The sequence below is a fragment of the Citrobacter sp. wls706 genome (assembly GCF_005281305.1).
Taxonomy (GTDB): domain Bacteria; phylum Pseudomonadota; class Gammaproteobacteria; order Enterobacterales; family Enterobacteriaceae; genus Citrobacter; species Citrobacter werkmanii.
In genome coordinates this window covers 1-17,268 of record NZ_SZXG01000038.1, presented here as the reverse complement: position 1 = coordinate 17,268, position 17,268 = coordinate 1, and the positions used below count along the sequence as shown (strand labels likewise).

Below are 17,268 nucleotides of genomic sequence, written 5' to 3'. Positions count from 1 at the left end.
ACAACGTAGGCCGGGTAAGGCGAAGCCGCCACCCGGCTTTTTTATTGCCGGATGGCGACGCGAGCGTCTTATCCGGCCTACATGAAAAGAATCAGCCTCAGCGGCTCTGCTTTCTCAGCAGATAGATAAAGTACGGCGCGCCGATAAACGTCGACAGTAATCCCGCCGGGATCTGATACGGAAACAGCACCATTCTGCCGCACCAGTCGGCAAAGACCAACAGCACGCCTCCCGCCAGCGCCGAAATCAGCATATGCGGCATCGCCCGGCGAAAACCCATCATGCGAGCAATATGCGGCGCCATCAGCCCGACAAAGCTCAACGGCCCAATCGTCATGGTTGCTGTCGCCGTTAATCCCGCCGCCAACAGCAGTAATCCCACGCGTGACGGCGTCAACGCCATACCGACCGCCCGCGCCGTATCGCCGCCGAGCGGTAAAATCGTCAACCAACGACGGCACAGCGGCGTCAGCACCAGCAAGAAAACCATCACTATCCCGGTACGCAATACCTGCTCGCCTGTCGCGTTATAGGTTGAGCCAGAGATCCAGGTCAACACGCCCGCCATGCGCGGGTCGCCGCTGGCCTGCAGCATCATCAGCAGCATTGTAAACGCCGTGCTGAGCGCCATCCCTGCCAGCAGCATACGGTGCGGCGAAAAACCGCCGCGCCCGGCGGCAACCATGATGATAAGCAGAGTGACCGCCGCTCCGAGGCTCCCGGCGGGGAGTAGCCAGCCAAAGGCATTGCCGGGCACCAGAAACAGCATGAGCACTACGCCAAATGCCGCGCCGGAGCTAATACCCAGGACTTCCGGGCTGGCCATTGGATTTCCGGTCAGACGCTGAATAATACAGCCCGCAACCGCCAGCATCACTCCGGCAATCAGCGCCGCCAGAATACGTGGCCAGCGCCAGGGCATCAGTTCATCAAGCATCGCGCCGCTGGCCCATGTCCAGCCGTGTGCATCACGTCCGAACGACAACGCCACGACAACCGCCAGCAGTAAAATCGCACCGCCCGCCAGCGCAAACATCAGTACATTTTGACGCTCAGCGGCGATGCGGTTGCTGGCATTCATATCCGGTGCGCTCATGCTTTTAAGGCGCGGCAGCAGCCACAGCAGCAGCGGCGCGCCAACCAGCGCCGTCACCGAACCGGTGGAGACTTCCATCCAGATGCGGGTTAGCCACAGAATGATTTGATCGGAGAGCCAGAGGATCAGCGCGCCAATCAACGGGGCCAGCAACAGACGCGCCAGTAAGCGCCGGGCACCGAGCATTTTTGCCAGCAGCGGCGCAAACAGACCGATAAAACCGATAATTCCGACTGCGTTAACCAGCAAGGCGCTGATGACAATCGCCAGCGTCAGTGCCGCCAGGCGCGCCAGCGATAGCGCCAGCCCAAGGTTGCGCGCCACGCCGTCATCCAGTCCCATCAGCGTCATTGGGCGTAATAACAGCAGCGTCAACATCACGCCGCCCAGCAGTTGCGGCCACAAACGCTGAACGCCACTCCAGTCGGTTTGCGTCAGCGAGCCACTGCTCCATAAAAACATGCTTTGCAGCTGATCGTGATGGAAGAGCACCATCAACTGGTTAATCGCCCCGCAGTACAGGCTGACCACCAGACCGGCAAGGATTAGCGTCACCGGAGAAAGACGTTTGCCCCAGGCGACGCCAAACACCAGCGCCCCAACGATACAGGCCCCTGCCAGCGCTGCAAATTGCGCGGTCAGCGCCCCCGGAATCGCCCACAGCGTCGTGACCGTAATACCTAACTGCGCCCCGGTTGCGACACCTAACGTAGTGGGTTCTGCCAGTGGGTTACGCAGCACCTGCTGGAACAACACGCCGACCAGGCCCAGCCCGGCACCGACCAACAGCGAAATTGCCAACCTCGGCAGCAAGCTGTAGTGGAAAACCATCTGCTCAATGGCATCGATATCCGGTGACCAGATGGCCTGTTGCCACTGACTGCGCGGTAGCGAAACAGAGAAGTTAACCCAGGTGAGCCAGCAGGCAGCGACAAACAGAACCGCCAGAAGAAGCGCTGGGAACAGCGCAATTCGTTTACTCACGCTTTGCCTCCCAGCGCATTATCCAGAATGCGGGCAAAATGCATCGCGGACAGCGTTGCGCCATAAAACCAGACGGCGGGCACGCGCTGAAAACGTCCGTCACGGACAAACGGCATCGCCTGCCATAATGGCGTAGACATCAGCGCAGCCATCTCTTTATCGTTGCCGTGATCAAAGCACAGCACATCAACATCCTTATAAGCAGCCAGACGGTCAATACTCACAGCAGTGCTGCCCCAGAAGTTGGTTTCTCCCTGCCAGCCGTTGGGGATCCCATATTCGTCCAGCACCTCCTGAAACAGGCTGTTCGGCCCAAACACCAGCATATGCCGCGAATCAAGCAGGGATGTCAGGAGCACGGGGCGCGCGCCACGTTGCATAAAGCGCGGTTTCAGGCTGGCGATAAAACGATCGTACTCGGCCAGATGGCGTTCAGCGGAGGCTGACAGATTCAGCAATTGCGCCATTTCCTGCAGCGATTTTCGCGCAACGGCCAGCGGCTTTTTGCCATCACTGAAATTAAATCCCTGCCCGGGGGCAATCCGCGCGAGCTTTTCGGGGGCGGGGCCATAACCAGCCGACCACACCAGAAACGAGGGCTTCATTTCGGTCAGCAGTTCGAGATTGGGTTCCGTACGTAGCCCGACGTCAATCACCGACTCCGGCAATGGAGGCTCATTGACCCACAGCTTGTAGTTAGGGATATCTGCAATGCCATACGGCGTAATACCCAGCGCCAGCAACAGCTCTACCGGTAACCATTCCAGCGCCACAATACGCTGTGGATCAATCGCCGCCGCGTGCGCCGTATTCATCCGCCACAGCAGCGGCGACAGCGCCATCGCCGTCAGCAGCCGCCGACGGGTAATATGAGGTAATCCGATCATTAATAGACAAAACTCACGGGTGCGGCACCGGCCGGATGCGGCAAGATGCCCATCGGGATACCGTAAATTTGTTCCAGAGTTTCACTGCGCATCAGTTCAGCCGGCGTTCCTTGCGCAATCATTTCACCGCCGCGCAGCGCAACTAAGTAATCGCAGTAGCGGGCCGCCATATTGATATCGTGCAGTACGGCAATCACCGTCAAGCCGCGCTGCTGGCTTAAGCGATGCACCAGCGCCAGCACGTCAACCTGATGGGCGATATCCAGCGCGGAGGTCGGTTCGTCAAGTAGCAGACAGCGGCTGTCCTGCGCCACCAGCATGGCGATCCACGCACGCTGGCGTTCCCCACCGGACAGGCTATCGACCAGACGATGCGCTAAAGGTTTTAAGCCCACCAACGAAATGGCTTCTTCTACTTTCTCCCGGTCAGCCACACCAAACCGTCCCAGCGCGCCATGCCACGGGTAGCGGCCAATGGCCACCAGCTCGCGGACGGTCATCCCTTCAGCCTGCGGCAGTTGCTGCGGCAGGTAAGCAACCTTGCGGGCAAACGCTTTACTGCTCCAGCTCTCCAGCGGCTGGTCGTCTAGCAGGATTTCGCCTTCTGACGGCGGCTGATGACGTCCCAGCATTTTCAGTAACGTCGATTTTCCGGAACCGTTGTGACCGATAAGTCCTGTCACTTTTCCCACAGGAAACGTTAACGAGAGGGGATGCAAAAGCGTGCGGCCAGGCACACGAAAGGAGACATTACGCAACGCAAAAGTGGTGTCGGGATGGGATCTGTTTTCCTGCATAGCAGCCAACTTGTAAAACGGGCACGCAAAGCGTGCCCAAAGAGAAATTAGGCAGCCAACTGGTAAAACGGGCACGCAAAGCGTGCCCAAAGAGAAATTAGAAACGGAAGGTTGCGGTTGCAACGACCTGACGTTCTGCGCCCCAGAAGCAGCCATAGGTATCAAAGCAGCTGGCAACGTATTCACGGTCAAACAGATTAGTAACGTTAACTGCAACGCTGGAACCTGCCATACCGAGACGAGCGAGATCGTATTTAACGACGGCATCCATCACGGTTGAGCTACCCACCTTGAAAGTATTTCCAGGATCACCATAGCTAGAACCGACATAACGGCCACCAGTTCCCAGCGTTAACCCAGATAACGGGCCTTCGTAGAAGGTGTAATCCCCCCACAGAGAGGCCATGTTTTTTGGTACCTGAACAGGTGTTTTACCTTTAAGCGTCGTGTCTTCTGTATATTCCGCATCGGTATACGTGTAAGACGCAGTCAGGTTAATGTTCGCATTCACTGCGGCTTTTGCTTCTAATTCAACGCCACGAGAACGTATTTCACCCGCCGGAACCTGCGCAAACGGATTAAGCGGGTCGGTGGTCAGGTTATTCGTTTTCGTTAGCTCATATACCGCGGCAGTAACAACAACGGGCAGATCTTTTGGAACATATTTCACGCCAGCTTCATATTGCTTACCTTTTGACGGCGCATAAGCAACGTTATCAGCAGGTGTTGCCGCCCATGCTTTTGAAGGGTTCGGCTCGAATGATTCGCTGTAGCTAAAGTATGGCGTAATACCATTGTCGAAGAGATAGTTAATCCCGCCGCGCCAGGTGAACTGCTCATCGTTACGCTCAACTTTCTGATTACTGGAACGAATAGTGGTTGCCTGCTGAGACCAGTCATAGCGGCCTCCCAGTGTTGCAACCCATTTATTCCATTCCAGTTGGTCCTGTACATACACGCCAGTTTGGTGCTGCGTGTTAAGCTGGAACGGTTTCGCGTCAGGGAAATCAACATCTTCATACACCGGATTATTCATATCTAAAGGCGGTGCACTTCCGTAGGCGTTATCAATATCGTTTCGCAGACGCGAATAGTCGACGCCGGTGAGCAGAGTGTGTCCAACATCTCCCGTCGCGAACTTGCTTTCCAATTGAGTATCTACGCCAAAATCATTATAGCGTTCATCGGCGACGATAATCTGACGGGTCAGCTGATTACCCACTGCGCCGAAACCGTACACACTCTGTTGAGAGGTTTTGATTTGGCTATAACGTAAATTTTGACGCACAGTGAAGGTATCATCAAAACTGTGTTCAAAGCTGTAACCAACCATTCGCTCATAACGCGAATAGGTATTGTTCGGCGCATAATCCGTAAAGCTCACTGGCAAACGGGAACCATCAGGTAACGGATCGACCGTACCTTGTTTCGGCAACCAGCCGTAATAGCCCGTTGACGGTTCATTCTGAATGTTTGCTCGCAGAGTCAGGTTGGTTCGGTCATCAGGCTTCCAGCTAAACACTGGAGCAATGGCATAACGCTTCTGCTTCGCGAAATCCTGTTGTTCGTCATTAGAACGAGCCAACCCTGTCAGGCGGTATGAGTACACGCCGTCGTCATCCAGGGAATCGCTGAAATCAAAACCGGTTTGGAACAGATTATCCGAACCCATTTTGAATTGAATTTCTTTTAGCGGCTCTGATGTCGGGCTTTTGCTAACCATGGAGATCAAGCCGCCCGGATTACTTTTCCCGTAAAGGACAGATGTTGGCCCGCGCATAAGCTCGACGCGTTCAAGCATGTAAGGATCAACAACGGCAGAGCTGTAGTAATCCCCCTGTAGCTTGACGCCATCAAGGTAATTGTTTGGTGTTGGGCCAGGCGTATAGAAGCCACGAATAATAACGAAATCATAAGTGCTGGAAGCGCCACGCGTAGAAACGGCAGCACCAGGGGTATAGGCTAAAGCCTCTTTTACCGACCCTGGCTGATGCATATCCATCTCTTCACGCGTCACAACCGAAACAGACTGCGGGGTCTTTTCGATAGGCGTATCAGTCTTGGTGGCAGTGGCAGAGCGTTTCGCGGCGATGGTTGCTGCAGGTCCCCATGCACTTTCCTGCGGAGCAGGCGCTGCAGTTACGGTGATGGTTTCTTCTTTCGGGTCAACCGCCGCCTGTGCATAGACAGACATGCCGCTAACCGCTGTGGCTACCACTACTGCGATTTTACGCAGTGATGAACTTGGCTGAGCAGTTTTAAGACGCGCCATTGGTATTTCTCTGATGAAAGTAAATGATAACGTAAACGAGAATTATTATTATAACGGCAGCATAATATTCGAAACTCTGACGAGATAGCAAGCAATACACGTCCCTACTAAAACTGAGGGGTTAAGAAATAACCAGATGAAAAGAAAGGGTTAATAAATTAGGCTGAAAGGTGGCGTTACGCCCTTGCACTGTACGGCTGATAAGCGTAGCGCCATCAGGCAAAACAATGGCGGATAGTTGAATAGCAGCGTGAGTATCTTGCGCGAATAAAGAAAAACCCGCCGAAGCGGGTTTTTAGGCAGGCGTTAGTTACCGCCAAACATCTCTTTAATCCAACCGGCCACGCCATCGCCGTCCTTCTTCTCTTGCTGCGGCGGTTGCTGCTGTTGAGGCTGCTGTTGAGGCTGCTGTTGCTGCGGCTGCTGAGAAGATTGATCGAACGGATTACCCGACTGCTGCATCATCTCACCTTGTTGACACAGTGAATCCGGATCGGTGGTCCATACCGGAAGCGTACGCATCCCGCCGCTGCAAACGAAGTTACCGTCGTAGTCTACGCCCATATCCACCACATCCTCCGGCGGCGTCAGCACCAGCGGTGTCGGGGTCTGGTTGGCCAGGTAACGCTGGTAAATCGACATCGCGCCACTGGCACCGTACAGCTTGGTTGGCTGGTTGTTATCGCGGCCCACCCAGGTGATGGTCACCTGGCTGCCGTCGATCCCGGCGAACCAGGTATCGACGTTGTTGTTGGTGGTACCGGTTTTACCTGCCAGATGCAACCCTGGATACTTCGCGCCAAGCTGGCGGCCCGTACCACGCTGAACCACCTGCTGCATGGTCCACAGCGTCATATACGCCGCCTGCGCCGGAACGGCACGCTCAGCCTGCGGGAAGCTCTGGTACAACACCGTGCCATCTTCGGCAATCACCGAACGCAGCGCCGACAGCGGCGCGCGGTTCCCGCCGCTGGCGATAGTCTGGAACGCCTGCGCCACTTCGATTGGCGTCAGGTTCAGCGCCCCCAGCAGCATAGCCGGAACCGGGTTAAGCTGATCTTTCGGAGCACCCAGCTTCAGCCAGGTATCGGTTACAGCGGGCAGGCCCAGCGCCATCCCCAGATTTACCGTGGGTACGTTCATTGAGCGCGTTAACGCGTCCACCAGCATCACTTTACCGCTTTCGCTATAGCGACGGTCATCGTTCTGCGGTGACCACACCTGGCCGTTCGGCTGACGCAGCGCAATTGGCGCATCGGCAATCCAGGTATTCAGGCGGTACAGCTTCGGCTGGCTAAGTGCCGTCAGATAGGTCGCCGGCTTCGCCAGAGAACCAATTGAACGACGCGCCTGCATCGCACGGTTATAGCCCGCAAACTGAGGCTCTGCCCCGCCGACCATGGCGCGAACTTCGCCGCTAAAGCGGTCAACCACCACAATCGCCGTTTCCAGATCGCTCAACTTACGTTGTTTCTTCAGCACCGGAATGCCTTCCACCGCCGCTTTTTCTGCGGCGTCCTGCGCCACGGAATCAAAGGTGGTGAAAATTTTCACACCGGAGAGATCTTTAACTTTATCGCCCAGCTTCGCCTGTAGCTCCTGACGCACCATCTGCATAAACGCTGGCTGTGGTGAAATCACCCCGCCGCGCGGTTGCACGCCTAACGGACGCGCGCTCAGCATGTCATACAGATCCTGGTCGATAATCTGCTGCTGTTGCAGCAGACGCAGCACCAGGTTACGACGCTCCAGCGCCAGCTTCGGGTTACGCCACGGATTATAAATCGACGCCCCTTTCACCATCCCAACCAGCAGGGCCTGTTGGTCGAGACTTAACTCTTCAACCGGACGTCCGAAGTAATACAGGCTCGCCAGCGGGAAGCCACGGATCTCATTGTCACCGCTTTGACCGAGATAGACTTCGTTCATGTACAGCTCAAGAATACGGTCTTTGCTGTAACGCGCGTCCATGATCAGCGCCATATAGGCTTCGTTGGCTTTACGCCAGTAGGAGCGCTCGCTGGAGAGGAACAGGTTCTTCACCAACTGCTGGGTCAGCGTACTGGCCCCTTGTACCGTACGACCTGCCGTCAGGTTCGCCAGCACTGCACGGCCAATGGAATAGAGACTGATCCCGTCGTGTTCATAGAAGTGACGGTCTTCTGTCGCTAACAGCGTGTCCACCAGCAGATCCGGGAAGCCGCTACGCGGGACAAACAGGCGCTGCTCGCCGTTAGGCGAAGAGAGCATGGTGATCAGACGCGGATCGAGACGGAAGAAACCGAACTGGCGGTTGTTATCCATATTCTCGATGGTGTCCAGATGATCGCCGTCAAAGGTCAGACGCGCGCGCACCTGCCCTTCTTTGCTGTCCGGGAAGTCAAACGGGCGACGAATCATCTCAATGCTCTTCGCCTGTACGGTGAATTCGCCCGGACGCGTCATCTTCGTCACCTGACGATACTGCGTGGCCTCCAGCAGCTTCACCATCTCATTCTTGCCGATGGGCATTTCTGGCTCAAGGTTAACCATGCGGCCATACACCGCCGCCGGAAGTTGCCAGACTTTGCCATCAATACGGCTACGAATTTTTTGGTCCAGATACACGCCGTAAATGGCGATCAGCACCAAAAAGACAATCGACAGTTTTACCAGCAGCCAGAACCAGCCGCGCTTACCACGAGGCTTACGCCCTTTGCCCTTACCCTTACGCGGCATCGGTTCTTCATCCTCATAGTCATCATCATCATCATCATAATCGTCGTCATACTCTTCATCTCTGAGTTGACGACGGCTCACCTTTTGTTTTACCGGACGCGATGGTTTCCCTTTACGTCCAATTGGCTCGCGGTCATTCCCCGCCATGCTTTTTCTCCGCAACATTCAGGCGCAAAGGCCCGATTCTCTGTTCTTCCGTCCTGCGACAGAAGAAGAAATCTCTCAATTATTACCGCTCTTTCGCCGGATGCGGCATACAAGCCTTATCCGGCCTACCGTTTCATTACGAATACTTTTTGGTGCGCCGCGTTGGCGCGGTATTCGCCGGATCGTCCGGCCAGACGTGTTTCGGATAACGTCCTTTCATCTCTTTTTGCACCTCGCGGTACGATCCCTGCCAGAACGCGCTCAGATCGCTGGTCACCTGTAGCGGTCGTTGGGCCGGAGACAGCAACTCCAGCACCAGCGGCACGCGGCCCTGAGCGATGGTTGGGGTCTTCGCTTCGCCAAACATTTCCTGCATCCGCACCGCCAGTGCCGGAGGATTATCTTCATGATAGCGAATGGCAATCCTACTCCCCGTCGGCACAGTGTAATGCGCCGGCAGTTCACTATCCAGACGTTGCAGCATTGACCAGTCCAGCAAACCGCGCAACGCCTGACCCACATTTAATGCTTTTAACGCGCGTAAAGAGTGCACACCGCTCATGTGCGGCAACAGCCAGGTCTCCAGCGTCGCCAGCAGAGAATCCTCATCTACCGCAGGCCAGTCGTATTCTGGCAGCCAGTTCGCCGCACATTGCAAACGCAGCCGAAACTGCTCGGCTTCCGGCGTCCAGTTGAGCACACTTAGCCCTTTATCGCGAATGCCATTCAACATCGCCTGGTGCAACTCCTCTTCCGAGGGTTTAGCCAGCGGCTGGACTTTTACCGTGAGCTGGCCAATGCGCGAGCGACGCAATGCCTTTAACGTTCCCTGAGCCTCATCCCATTCGATGGTGTCGGACTGTTGCAGCAGCTCAGGACATGCCTGCATTAGCGCCTCAATATCCAGTGGCAGAGCCAGCAAAATACGTGCATCCGGCGAAGCGCTGCCCTGTAGCAACAGGGGGGCGATCAGCCATTCATGGCGTCCGGAAGCGTCATCAGCATCCAGCATTGCGCCCATACCATTAGCCAACTGATAACGCCCTTCCTGCCCGCGTCTACGCGCGATCCGGTCAGCAAACGCCCGCGCCAGCAACGGGGGGAGTTGTGTGCTGTCGGGCTGTCCGCTGCGAACGTTAAGCCGTTTCAGCAACTGTTGACTGCGCTGCTGCCAGGCAGGCTGATTTCGTGAAAACGCCACAGCCAGATCGGTACTGCCGCCGCGCGGCGGCTCTTCCAGAATCGCAGCCAGTTTCGCCGCCGTTGCCGCTTCATCGTCATCGTTGGCGCTAACCAGCATAGCTGCTAATCGCGGGTCGTTACCCAACGCCGCCATTTTCTGCCCTGTGGCGCTGAGCCTGTCGTCCTCAAGCGCGCCCAGCATCTGCAACAGTCGTTTTGCCGCCTGCAGGTTGATGGCGGGCGGCGTATCCAGCCAGTTTAGTTGCTCAGGGTTGGTGCATCCCCATTGCAGCAACTCCATTAGCAGCCCGGACAGATCGCTCTGTAATATCTCCGGTTCCCCTTGCGAAGCCGCTCTTTCCGCCTGCTCTTTGGCAAGCAGATGCAGACAAATTCCGGGTTCAAGACGCCCTGCGCGTCCCGCTCGCTGCGTCATCGAGGCCTGACTGATGCGCTGGGTAATCAGTCGCGTCAGTCCAGTGCGCGCATCATAGCGCGCCACGCGCTCCTGAGCGCAGTCTACCACCAGCCGAATACCTTCAATCGTTAAGCTGGTTTCGGCAATATTGGTGGCCAGCACCACTTTGCGCTTACCTTGCGGCGCGGGCAAAATCGCCTGACGCTGCTCGGCAAGCGTCAGCGCGCCATACAGTGGGCACAGCACAACATCGCGGCCCACACGCATTGCCAGTTGCTCCTGCACGCGCTGGATTTCTCCAACGCCCGGTAAAAACAGCAGCAGCGACCCGCTTTCATGGCGCAGTAGCTCCGCCGTGGCTATGGCCACCGCTTCGTCAAAACGCAGATGTGCCGCCAGCGGCTGATACCGTCGCTCGACCGGAAATGTGCGGCCTTCAGAGATAATCATGGGCGCATCAGGCAATAACTGCTGCAAGCGCCCGTTATCGAGCGTTGCGGACATGATCAACAGTTTCAGATCGTCACGCAGTCCCTGCTGTACATCCAGCAACAGCGCCAGCGCCAGGTCGGCCTGCAGGCTCCGCTCGTGAAATTCGTCGAGGATCACTAACCCGACGCCCGTCAGTTCGGGATCGCGCTGGATCATGCGCGTCAGGACGCCTTCCGTCACCACTTCCAGCCGGGTCTGCGGCCCCACGCAGTTCTGTGCGCGCATGCGATAACCCACGGTCTCACCGGGCTTTTCGTTCAGCAACTCCGCCAACCGCTGCGCGACATTGCGTGCCGCCAGACGACGCGGCTCCAGCAAAATAATCCGCCCCTTGATGCCACCATGCTCAAGCAGTCGCAACGGCAACCAGGTCGATTTCCCGGCACCGGTCGGCGCGGTCAGCAGCACCTGCGACGAGTTATCAAGGGCGGTAAGCAGTTCAGGCACTACGGCGGCAACGGGCAACGACGTCACAAATGGCTCCAGAGGGTTAACATTCTTCGCGCTGCATTGTAGCATCGCGTTAATTCATAACCGAGTATCCATCATGTCTGAGCCAAAAAGGCTGTTCTTTGCGATTGAATTGCCAGGCGGGGTTCGGGAGCAGTTAATCCACTGGCGAGCTACGCAGTTCCCTCCTGAAGCAGGCCGTCCCGTCGCCGCCGAGAATCTGCATCTGACGTTGGCCTTTTTAGGTGATGTCAGCGCAGAGAAGCAACAGGCGTTGTCGCAGCTAGCCGGACGCATTCGCCAGCCAGGTTTTACGCTCAAACTGGATGATGCCGGGCAATGGCTGCGTTCGCGAGTGGTATGGCTGGGGATGCGTCAGCCGCCGCGCGGACTGTTACAACTGGCGAATATGCTGCGGGCACAGGCCGCGCGCAGCGGATGCTACCAAAGCCCACAACCGTTTCACCCGCATATCACGCTGCTGCGCGATGCCGGCCACGCGGTTCCCATCCCCCCACCGGGCTTTGGCTGGTCGTTTCCGGTCACGGAATTTGCGCTTTACTCCTCCTCATTTGCACGAGGACGCACGCGTTACGCACAGATGCAACGCTGGACGCTGACTGAATAATCAAAGGGACTGCTGATGCAATTTTCTCCACCTTTACAACCGTCTACGCTCATCCAGCGCTACAAGCGCTTTTTAGCGGATGTGATCACACCGGATGGCACAACGTTAACGTTACACTGCCCAAATACCGGCGCGATGACCGGATGCGCAACACCAGGTGATACCGTCTGGTATTCGACATCAGAAAATACCAAACGGAAATATCCGCATACCTGGGAATTAACGCAAACGCAATCCGGGGCATTTATTTGTGTTAACACGCTGTGGGCGAACAGATTAGCGAAAGAGGCGATTCAGCAGTCGCTAATTTCAGAAGTTTCAGGCTATAGCATATTGAAAAGTGAAGTAAAATACGGTGCCGAAGGGAGTCGTATAGACTTTTTGTTACAGGCGGATTCCCGACCTGACTGCTATATTGAAGTGAAATCAGTCACGTTGGCGGAAAAAGATCAGGGTTATTTTCCCGATGCCATCACTGAACGAGGTCAGAAACATCTTCGGGAATTGATGAGCGTAGCGGCTGAAGGTAAGCGGGCGGTGATATTTTTCGCTGTGCTACATTCAGCCATTACACGGTTTTCACCCGCGCGCCATATTGATACGAAATATGCGCAATTATTGGTCGAAGCTCGGCAAAAGGGGGTCGAAATTCTGGTTTATAAAGCGGAACTTTCTGCCCATGGTATGACTCTTAAAGAGCCGTTGCCCATTACCTTGTAATGGTGTAAACATCTGGTTAATTAATATTCTGGGCGCGTGTGCAAATACGCTTTTCCTCACAGGGTTGTCAAGTGTTACGTTTAGATAATTGCTATCCGGAAAAGCATCTGCTATTTATAGCGACCTGATTTTTCCCCCGAACATGGGGATCGATAGTGCGTGTTAAGGAGAAGCAACATGCAAGAAGGGCAAAACCGTAAAACATCGTCCCTGAGTATTCTCGCCATCGCTGGGGTGGAGCCGTACCAGGAGAAACCGGGCGAAGAGTATATGAACGAAGCCCAGCTGTCGCACTTCAGGCGTATTCTTGAGGCATGGCGTAATCAACTTAGGGATGAAGTCGATCGCACCGTATCTCATATGCAAGACGAAGCGGCTAACTTCCCTGATCCGGTGGACCGCGCCGCGCAGGAAGAAGAATTCAGCCTTGAGCTGCGTAACCGTGACCGTGAGCGCAAACTGATCAAAAAGATCGAGAAGACGCTGAAGAAGGTAGAAGACGAAGATTTCGGCTACTGCGAATCATGCGGCGTAGAAATTGGTATTCGCCGTCTGGAAGCACGTCCGACAGCCGATCTGTGTATCGACTGCAAAACGCTGGCAGAAATCCGCGAAAAACAAATGGCAGGTTAATTCCGGTCATTTTTACCACGTTTACTACAGGCGGGAGTTTCTCCCGCCTTATTATTTGTTAGTCCGCAAAATGAGCGATTCACACTATATTGGCCGCTTCGCCCCCTCCCCTTCCGGCGAACTGCACTTCGGTTCACTGATTGCCGCCCTCGGCAGTTACCTGCAGGCTCGTGCCCGGCGTGGAATCTGGCGAGTACGCATTGAAGATATTGACCCCCCTCGTGAAGTTCCCGGTGCTGCAGATACGATTCTGCGTCAGCTGGAACATTACGGCCTGCACTGGGATGGCGACATTTTGTGGCAATCCCAGCGCCATGACGCCTACCGCGAGGCGCTCGCCTGGCTGCATCAGCAGGATCTGAGCTATTACTGCACCTGTACGCGGGCGCGTATTCAAAGCGTCGGCGGCATTTACGATGGTCGCTGCCGTGAGCTGTGCCTCGGGCCAGAGCAGGCGGCAGTCCGCATTAAACAACGCCACCCCGTGATGCAGTTTACTGACCGGCTACGCGGTGTGATTCAGGCTGACCCGCAACTTGCTGGTGAAGATTTTATTATTCACCGCCGCGACGGGCTGTTTGCCTATAACCTCGCGGTAGTGGTAGATGACCACTTCCAGGGCGTGACGGAAATTGTGCGCGGCGCCGATCTCATAGAACCGACGGTGCGGCAAATTTCGTTGTATCAGCAGTTTGGCTGGCAGGCGCCAGACTATATTCATCTGCCGCTGGCGCTTAACAAACAAGGCGCTAAACTTTCCAAACAAAATCATGCACCTGCCCTGCCGCAAGGCGATCCACGTCCGGTGATTATTGCCGCGCTGCGCTTTCTCGGCCAGCGTGTGGATATCGCGTGGCAGGAGATGCAGGTCGATCAGATCCTTCAGTTTGCAGTGGAAAACTGGAGTCTGACAACGGTGCCAGAATCAGCGATCGTAAATACGCCATTCTCAAATGCGCCATGCTGAGCTATGATTAGCCGCTATTTTTACACAGCAACACTTGTTCTGATTGAAGTTTGACACTACCGAGGTGCACTATTTTTACCCGAGTCGCTAATTTTTGCCGCAAGGTGCTAAGCCGCGAGGAGCGCGAGGCCGAGCTTGCCGTCGCCCGTCCACATATGACGGTAATCCCGCGTGAGCAGCACTCTATCTCCCGCAAAGATATCAGTGAAAATGCCCTGAAGGTAATGTACAGGCTCAATAAGGCCGGATACGAGGCATGGCTGGTTGGCGGGGGCGTGCGCGATCTTTTGCTGGGCAAAAAGCCAAAAGATTTTGATGTCACCACTAACGCAACGCCGGATCAGGTGCGAAAACTGTTTCGTAACTGCCGCCTGGTCGGTCGCCGTTTCCGTCTGGCCCATGTCATGTTTGGCCCGGAAATTATCGAAGTGGCAACGTTCCGCGGTCATCATGAAGGCAGCGAGTCCGATCGCACAACCTCACAGCGCGGGCAAAACGGTATGCTGCTGCGCGATAACATCTTTGGCTCCATTGAAGAAGATGCCCAGCGTCGCGATTTCACGATCAACAGCCTGTATTACAGCGTGGCCGATTTCACCGTGCGAGATTACGTCGGTGGCATGCAGGATCTCGAAGAAGGCATCATTCGCCTGATTGGTAATCCGGAAACGCGCTATCGCGAAGATCCCGTACGTATGCTCCGCGCCGTGCGCTTTGCCGCCAAGCTCGACATGCGTATCAGCCCGGAAACCGCGGAGCCGATCCCGCGTCTGGCAACGCTGTTGAACGACATTCCTCCCGCACGCCTGTTTGAAGAAGCGCTTAAGCTATTACAGGCGGGCTATGGGTATGAAACCTATAAAAAACTGCGTGAGTACAGCCTGTTCCAGCCGCTGTTCCCAACCATTACGCGCTACTTCACCGAAGACGGTGATAGCCCGATGGAGCGCATTATCGCGCAGGTGCTGAAGAATACCGATAACCGCATTAACAATGATATGCGCGTTAACCCGGCGTTCTTGTTCGCTGCCATGTTCTGGTATCCGTTACTGGAAGCCGCGCAGAAAATTGCGCAAGAAAGCGGTCTGGCCTATTACGACGCTTTCGCACTGGCAATGAATGACGTACTCGACGAAGCCTGTCGCTCGCTGGCAATCCCGAAACGATTAACCTCGCTGACCCGTGATATCTGGCAGTTGCAGTTACGCATGTCCCGTCGTCAGGGCAAACGCGCCTGGAAGCTGATGGAACATCCGAAGTTCCGCGCCGCCTACGACCTGCTGGCCCTGCGTGCAGAAGTGGAAAACAACGCCGAGCTGCAGCGTCTGGCTCAATGGTGGGGTGAATTCCAGGTTTCAGCGCCGCCGGAGCAAAAAGGCATGCTGAACGAGCTGGATGAAGAGCCTGAACGTCGTCGTCATCGTCGCCCACGTAAACGCGCGCCACGCCGCGAGGGAAGTGCGTGACTGTCGTTTATATCGCTATTGGCAGCAACCTCGCCTCCCCGCTGGAGCAGGTGAATGCTGCCATACAGGCGATCGGTGAAATTCCCGACAGCCGCATTATGGCCGTCTCTTCATTTTACCGCACACCGCCATTAGGCCCACAGGATCAGCCCGATTACCTGAACGCCGCCGTGGCGCTGGATACCGCTCTCACCCCAGAAGAATTGCTTAACCATACTCAGCGCATTGAGCTGCAACAGGGGCGTGTGCGCAAGGCCGAACGCTGGGGTCCGCGAACGCTGGATCTCGACATTATGCTGTTTGGCGATGAAGTGATTAACACCGAGCGCCTGACCGTGCCGCACTACGACATGAAAAACCGGGGCTTTATGCTATGGCCGCTGTTTGAGATCGCTCCTGATTTACATTTTCCTGATGACAATCAATCGTTGGCTGAATGCCTGAGCTATATGTCACCCCGCCCTGACCGCTGGTAGATCTTTTTGCTCAAACACAGGAATATAAACAGGACAGATTGATTTATACCCGCTCACTTAAGGCACATGTTGGAATTACAATGATTTGATTTAAAATTATATTAAATAATATTAGATGCTTTTAATTTACATTTTGCGCTATCATTTAATTATTGCCGACTTATATTTTTTAAAATCAAAATTTAAAAAATCTAAATTAAGTCAACTCATAAATATTATGTATTATCAAGATAAAGACTTCCTCTATATTTCGCTCTCTACTAAGACTCAATTATACAAACATTCTATTTTGTTTTCTATTTAATTTACACCATCAATTTATCACCCCCTCAAATCATCAATTTACAGCATGACGCGATAAAAATTAATAACCTCATAAAATAATATATCAATAAGCCCTCAACATCACAAATAAAACCATCATATAATATATATAATAAAAATAAATGGACGAATAATCATATCCGCTATGAATTTTACAAAAGCTGAATATTTAAGGTCTAATAACCCGGAATTAATATATGGTTCACCCCATATTTAACTGCCGTAACTTGATATAAGGGTATTCTCATGAAGAAAAAAATCATCGCCTTGTCGACCGTTTTTTCTGCCGTACTACTCTCAACATCCGCATTCGCCCTTGATGGCGGGCAAGTAGATTTTGCCGGTCTGGTGAGCGACAACACCTGTACGCCACATGTTAACGGCGGCAGCCAGGATGGGCAGGTTCAACTGAACACCGCCCAGACGTCAGCCATCGCAGCTGATCCTGGCGTACAGAGCAGTGCCGTCGGTATTCAGCCAGAACCGTTCTATATTACCGTAGACTGTGGCACAACCAACGAAAACACCAAAGCGCACCTGAGTATGGCCTCAACGTTCTTCAGCAATAGCAACGGGACACTGAACAACGATGACTCCATCACCAACCCGGC

Annotated in this window: 12 protein-coding genes and 1 pseudogene; 7 read left to right on the top strand and 6 right to left on the bottom strand. The window is 54.7% G+C overall.

The annotated features are described in order from the left end of the window. Positions 1-97: 97 nt before the first annotated feature. From fhuB to hrpB, 6 genes are all read right to left on the bottom strand, one after another. Positions 98-2,080, bottom strand: coding sequence for a Fe(3+)-hydroxamate ABC transporter permease FhuB (gene fhuB, locus FDW92_RS19290; RefSeq protein ID WP_042312198.1), 1,983 nt, complete (start codon positions 2,078-2,080; stop codon positions 98-100). Further along, complete coding sequence (gene fhuD, locus FDW92_RS19285; RefSeq protein WP_042312201.1) at positions 2,077-2,967, bottom strand: Fe(3+)-hydroxamate ABC transporter substrate-binding protein FhuD; 891 nt, start codon at positions 2,965-2,967, stop codon at positions 2,077-2,079. The genes fhuB and fhuD overlap by 4 nt, the downstream gene beginning before the upstream one ends. Further along, a complete protein-coding gene (gene fhuC, locus FDW92_RS19280; RefSeq protein ID WP_042312203.1) occupies positions 2,967-3,764 on the bottom strand; it encodes a Fe3+-hydroxamate ABC transporter ATP-binding protein FhuC in 798 nt (265 codons plus the stop codon). The genes fhuD and fhuC overlap by 1 nt, the downstream gene beginning before the upstream one ends. Before the next feature lie 97 nt (positions 3,765-3,861). Next, positions 3,862-6,036, bottom strand: coding sequence for a ferrichrome porin FhuA (gene fhuA, locus FDW92_RS19275; protein ID WP_042312205.1), 2,175 nt, complete (start codon positions 6,034-6,036; stop codon positions 3,862-3,864). 306 nt (positions 6,037-6,342) lie between these two features. Continuing rightward, positions 6,343-8,901, bottom strand: a complete 2,559-nt coding sequence (mrcB, locus tag FDW92_RS19270) for a bifunctional glycosyl transferase/transpeptidase (RefSeq protein ID WP_042312207.1) — start codon at positions 8,899-8,901, stop codon at positions 6,343-6,345. Between the two features lie 136 nt (positions 8,902-9,037). After that, on the bottom strand, positions 9,038-11,467 hold the full coding sequence (gene hrpB / locus FDW92_RS19265; protein ID WP_042312209.1) for an ATP-dependent helicase HrpB: 2,430 nt from the start codon (positions 11,465-11,467) through the stop codon (positions 9,038-9,040). A gap of 73 nt (positions 11,468-11,540) precedes the next feature. Between hrpB and thpR the strand changes: the two genes are divergently transcribed. From thpR to FDW92_RS19230, 7 genes and pseudogenes are all read left to right on the top strand, one after another. Further along, the gene (gene thpR, locus FDW92_RS19260; RefSeq protein ID WP_042312211.1) at positions 11,541-12,071 is read left to right on the top strand and encodes an RNA 2',3'-cyclic phosphodiesterase; all 531 of its coding nucleotides are present in this window, start codon (positions 11,541-11,543) and stop codon (positions 12,069-12,071) included. Positions 12,072-12,086: 15 nt separating this feature from the next. Beyond that, positions 12,087-12,791, top strand: a complete 705-nt coding sequence (sfsA, locus tag FDW92_RS19255; RefSeq protein WP_042312214.1) for a DNA/RNA nuclease SfsA — start codon at positions 12,087-12,089, stop codon at positions 12,789-12,791. A gap of 177 nt (positions 12,792-12,968) precedes the next feature. Continuing rightward, positions 12,969-13,424 carry an RNA polymerase-binding protein DksA gene (gene dksA, locus FDW92_RS19250; RefSeq protein WP_003018625.1) on the top strand — a complete coding sequence of 152 codons (456 nt, stop codon included), beginning with the start codon at positions 12,969-12,971 and terminating at the stop codon, positions 13,422-13,424. 70 nt (positions 13,425-13,494) lie between these two features. After that, positions 13,495-14,391, top strand: a complete 897-nt coding sequence (gene gluQRS, locus FDW92_RS19245; RefSeq protein WP_042312217.1) for a tRNA glutamyl-Q(34) synthetase GluQRS — start codon at positions 13,495-13,497, stop codon at positions 14,389-14,391. Between the two features lie 71 nt (positions 14,392-14,462). Continuing rightward, positions 14,463-15,857: a polynucleotide adenylyltransferase PcnB gene (pcnB, locus tag FDW92_RS19240; protein WP_208616126.1), complete on the top strand. Its 1,395-nt coding sequence runs from the start codon at positions 14,463-14,465 to the stop codon at positions 15,855-15,857. Further along, positions 15,854-16,333, top strand: coding sequence for a 2-amino-4-hydroxy-6-hydroxymethyldihydropteridine diphosphokinase (gene folK / locus FDW92_RS19235; protein ID WP_042312222.1), 480 nt, complete (start codon positions 15,854-15,856; stop codon positions 16,331-16,333). Before pcnB ends, folK begins: the two co-directional genes overlap by 4 nt. A 570-nt stretch (positions 16,334-16,903) precedes the next feature. Beyond that, positions 16,904-17,268: pseudogene (locus FDW92_RS19230) on the top strand (fimbrial protein); the annotation flags it as partial.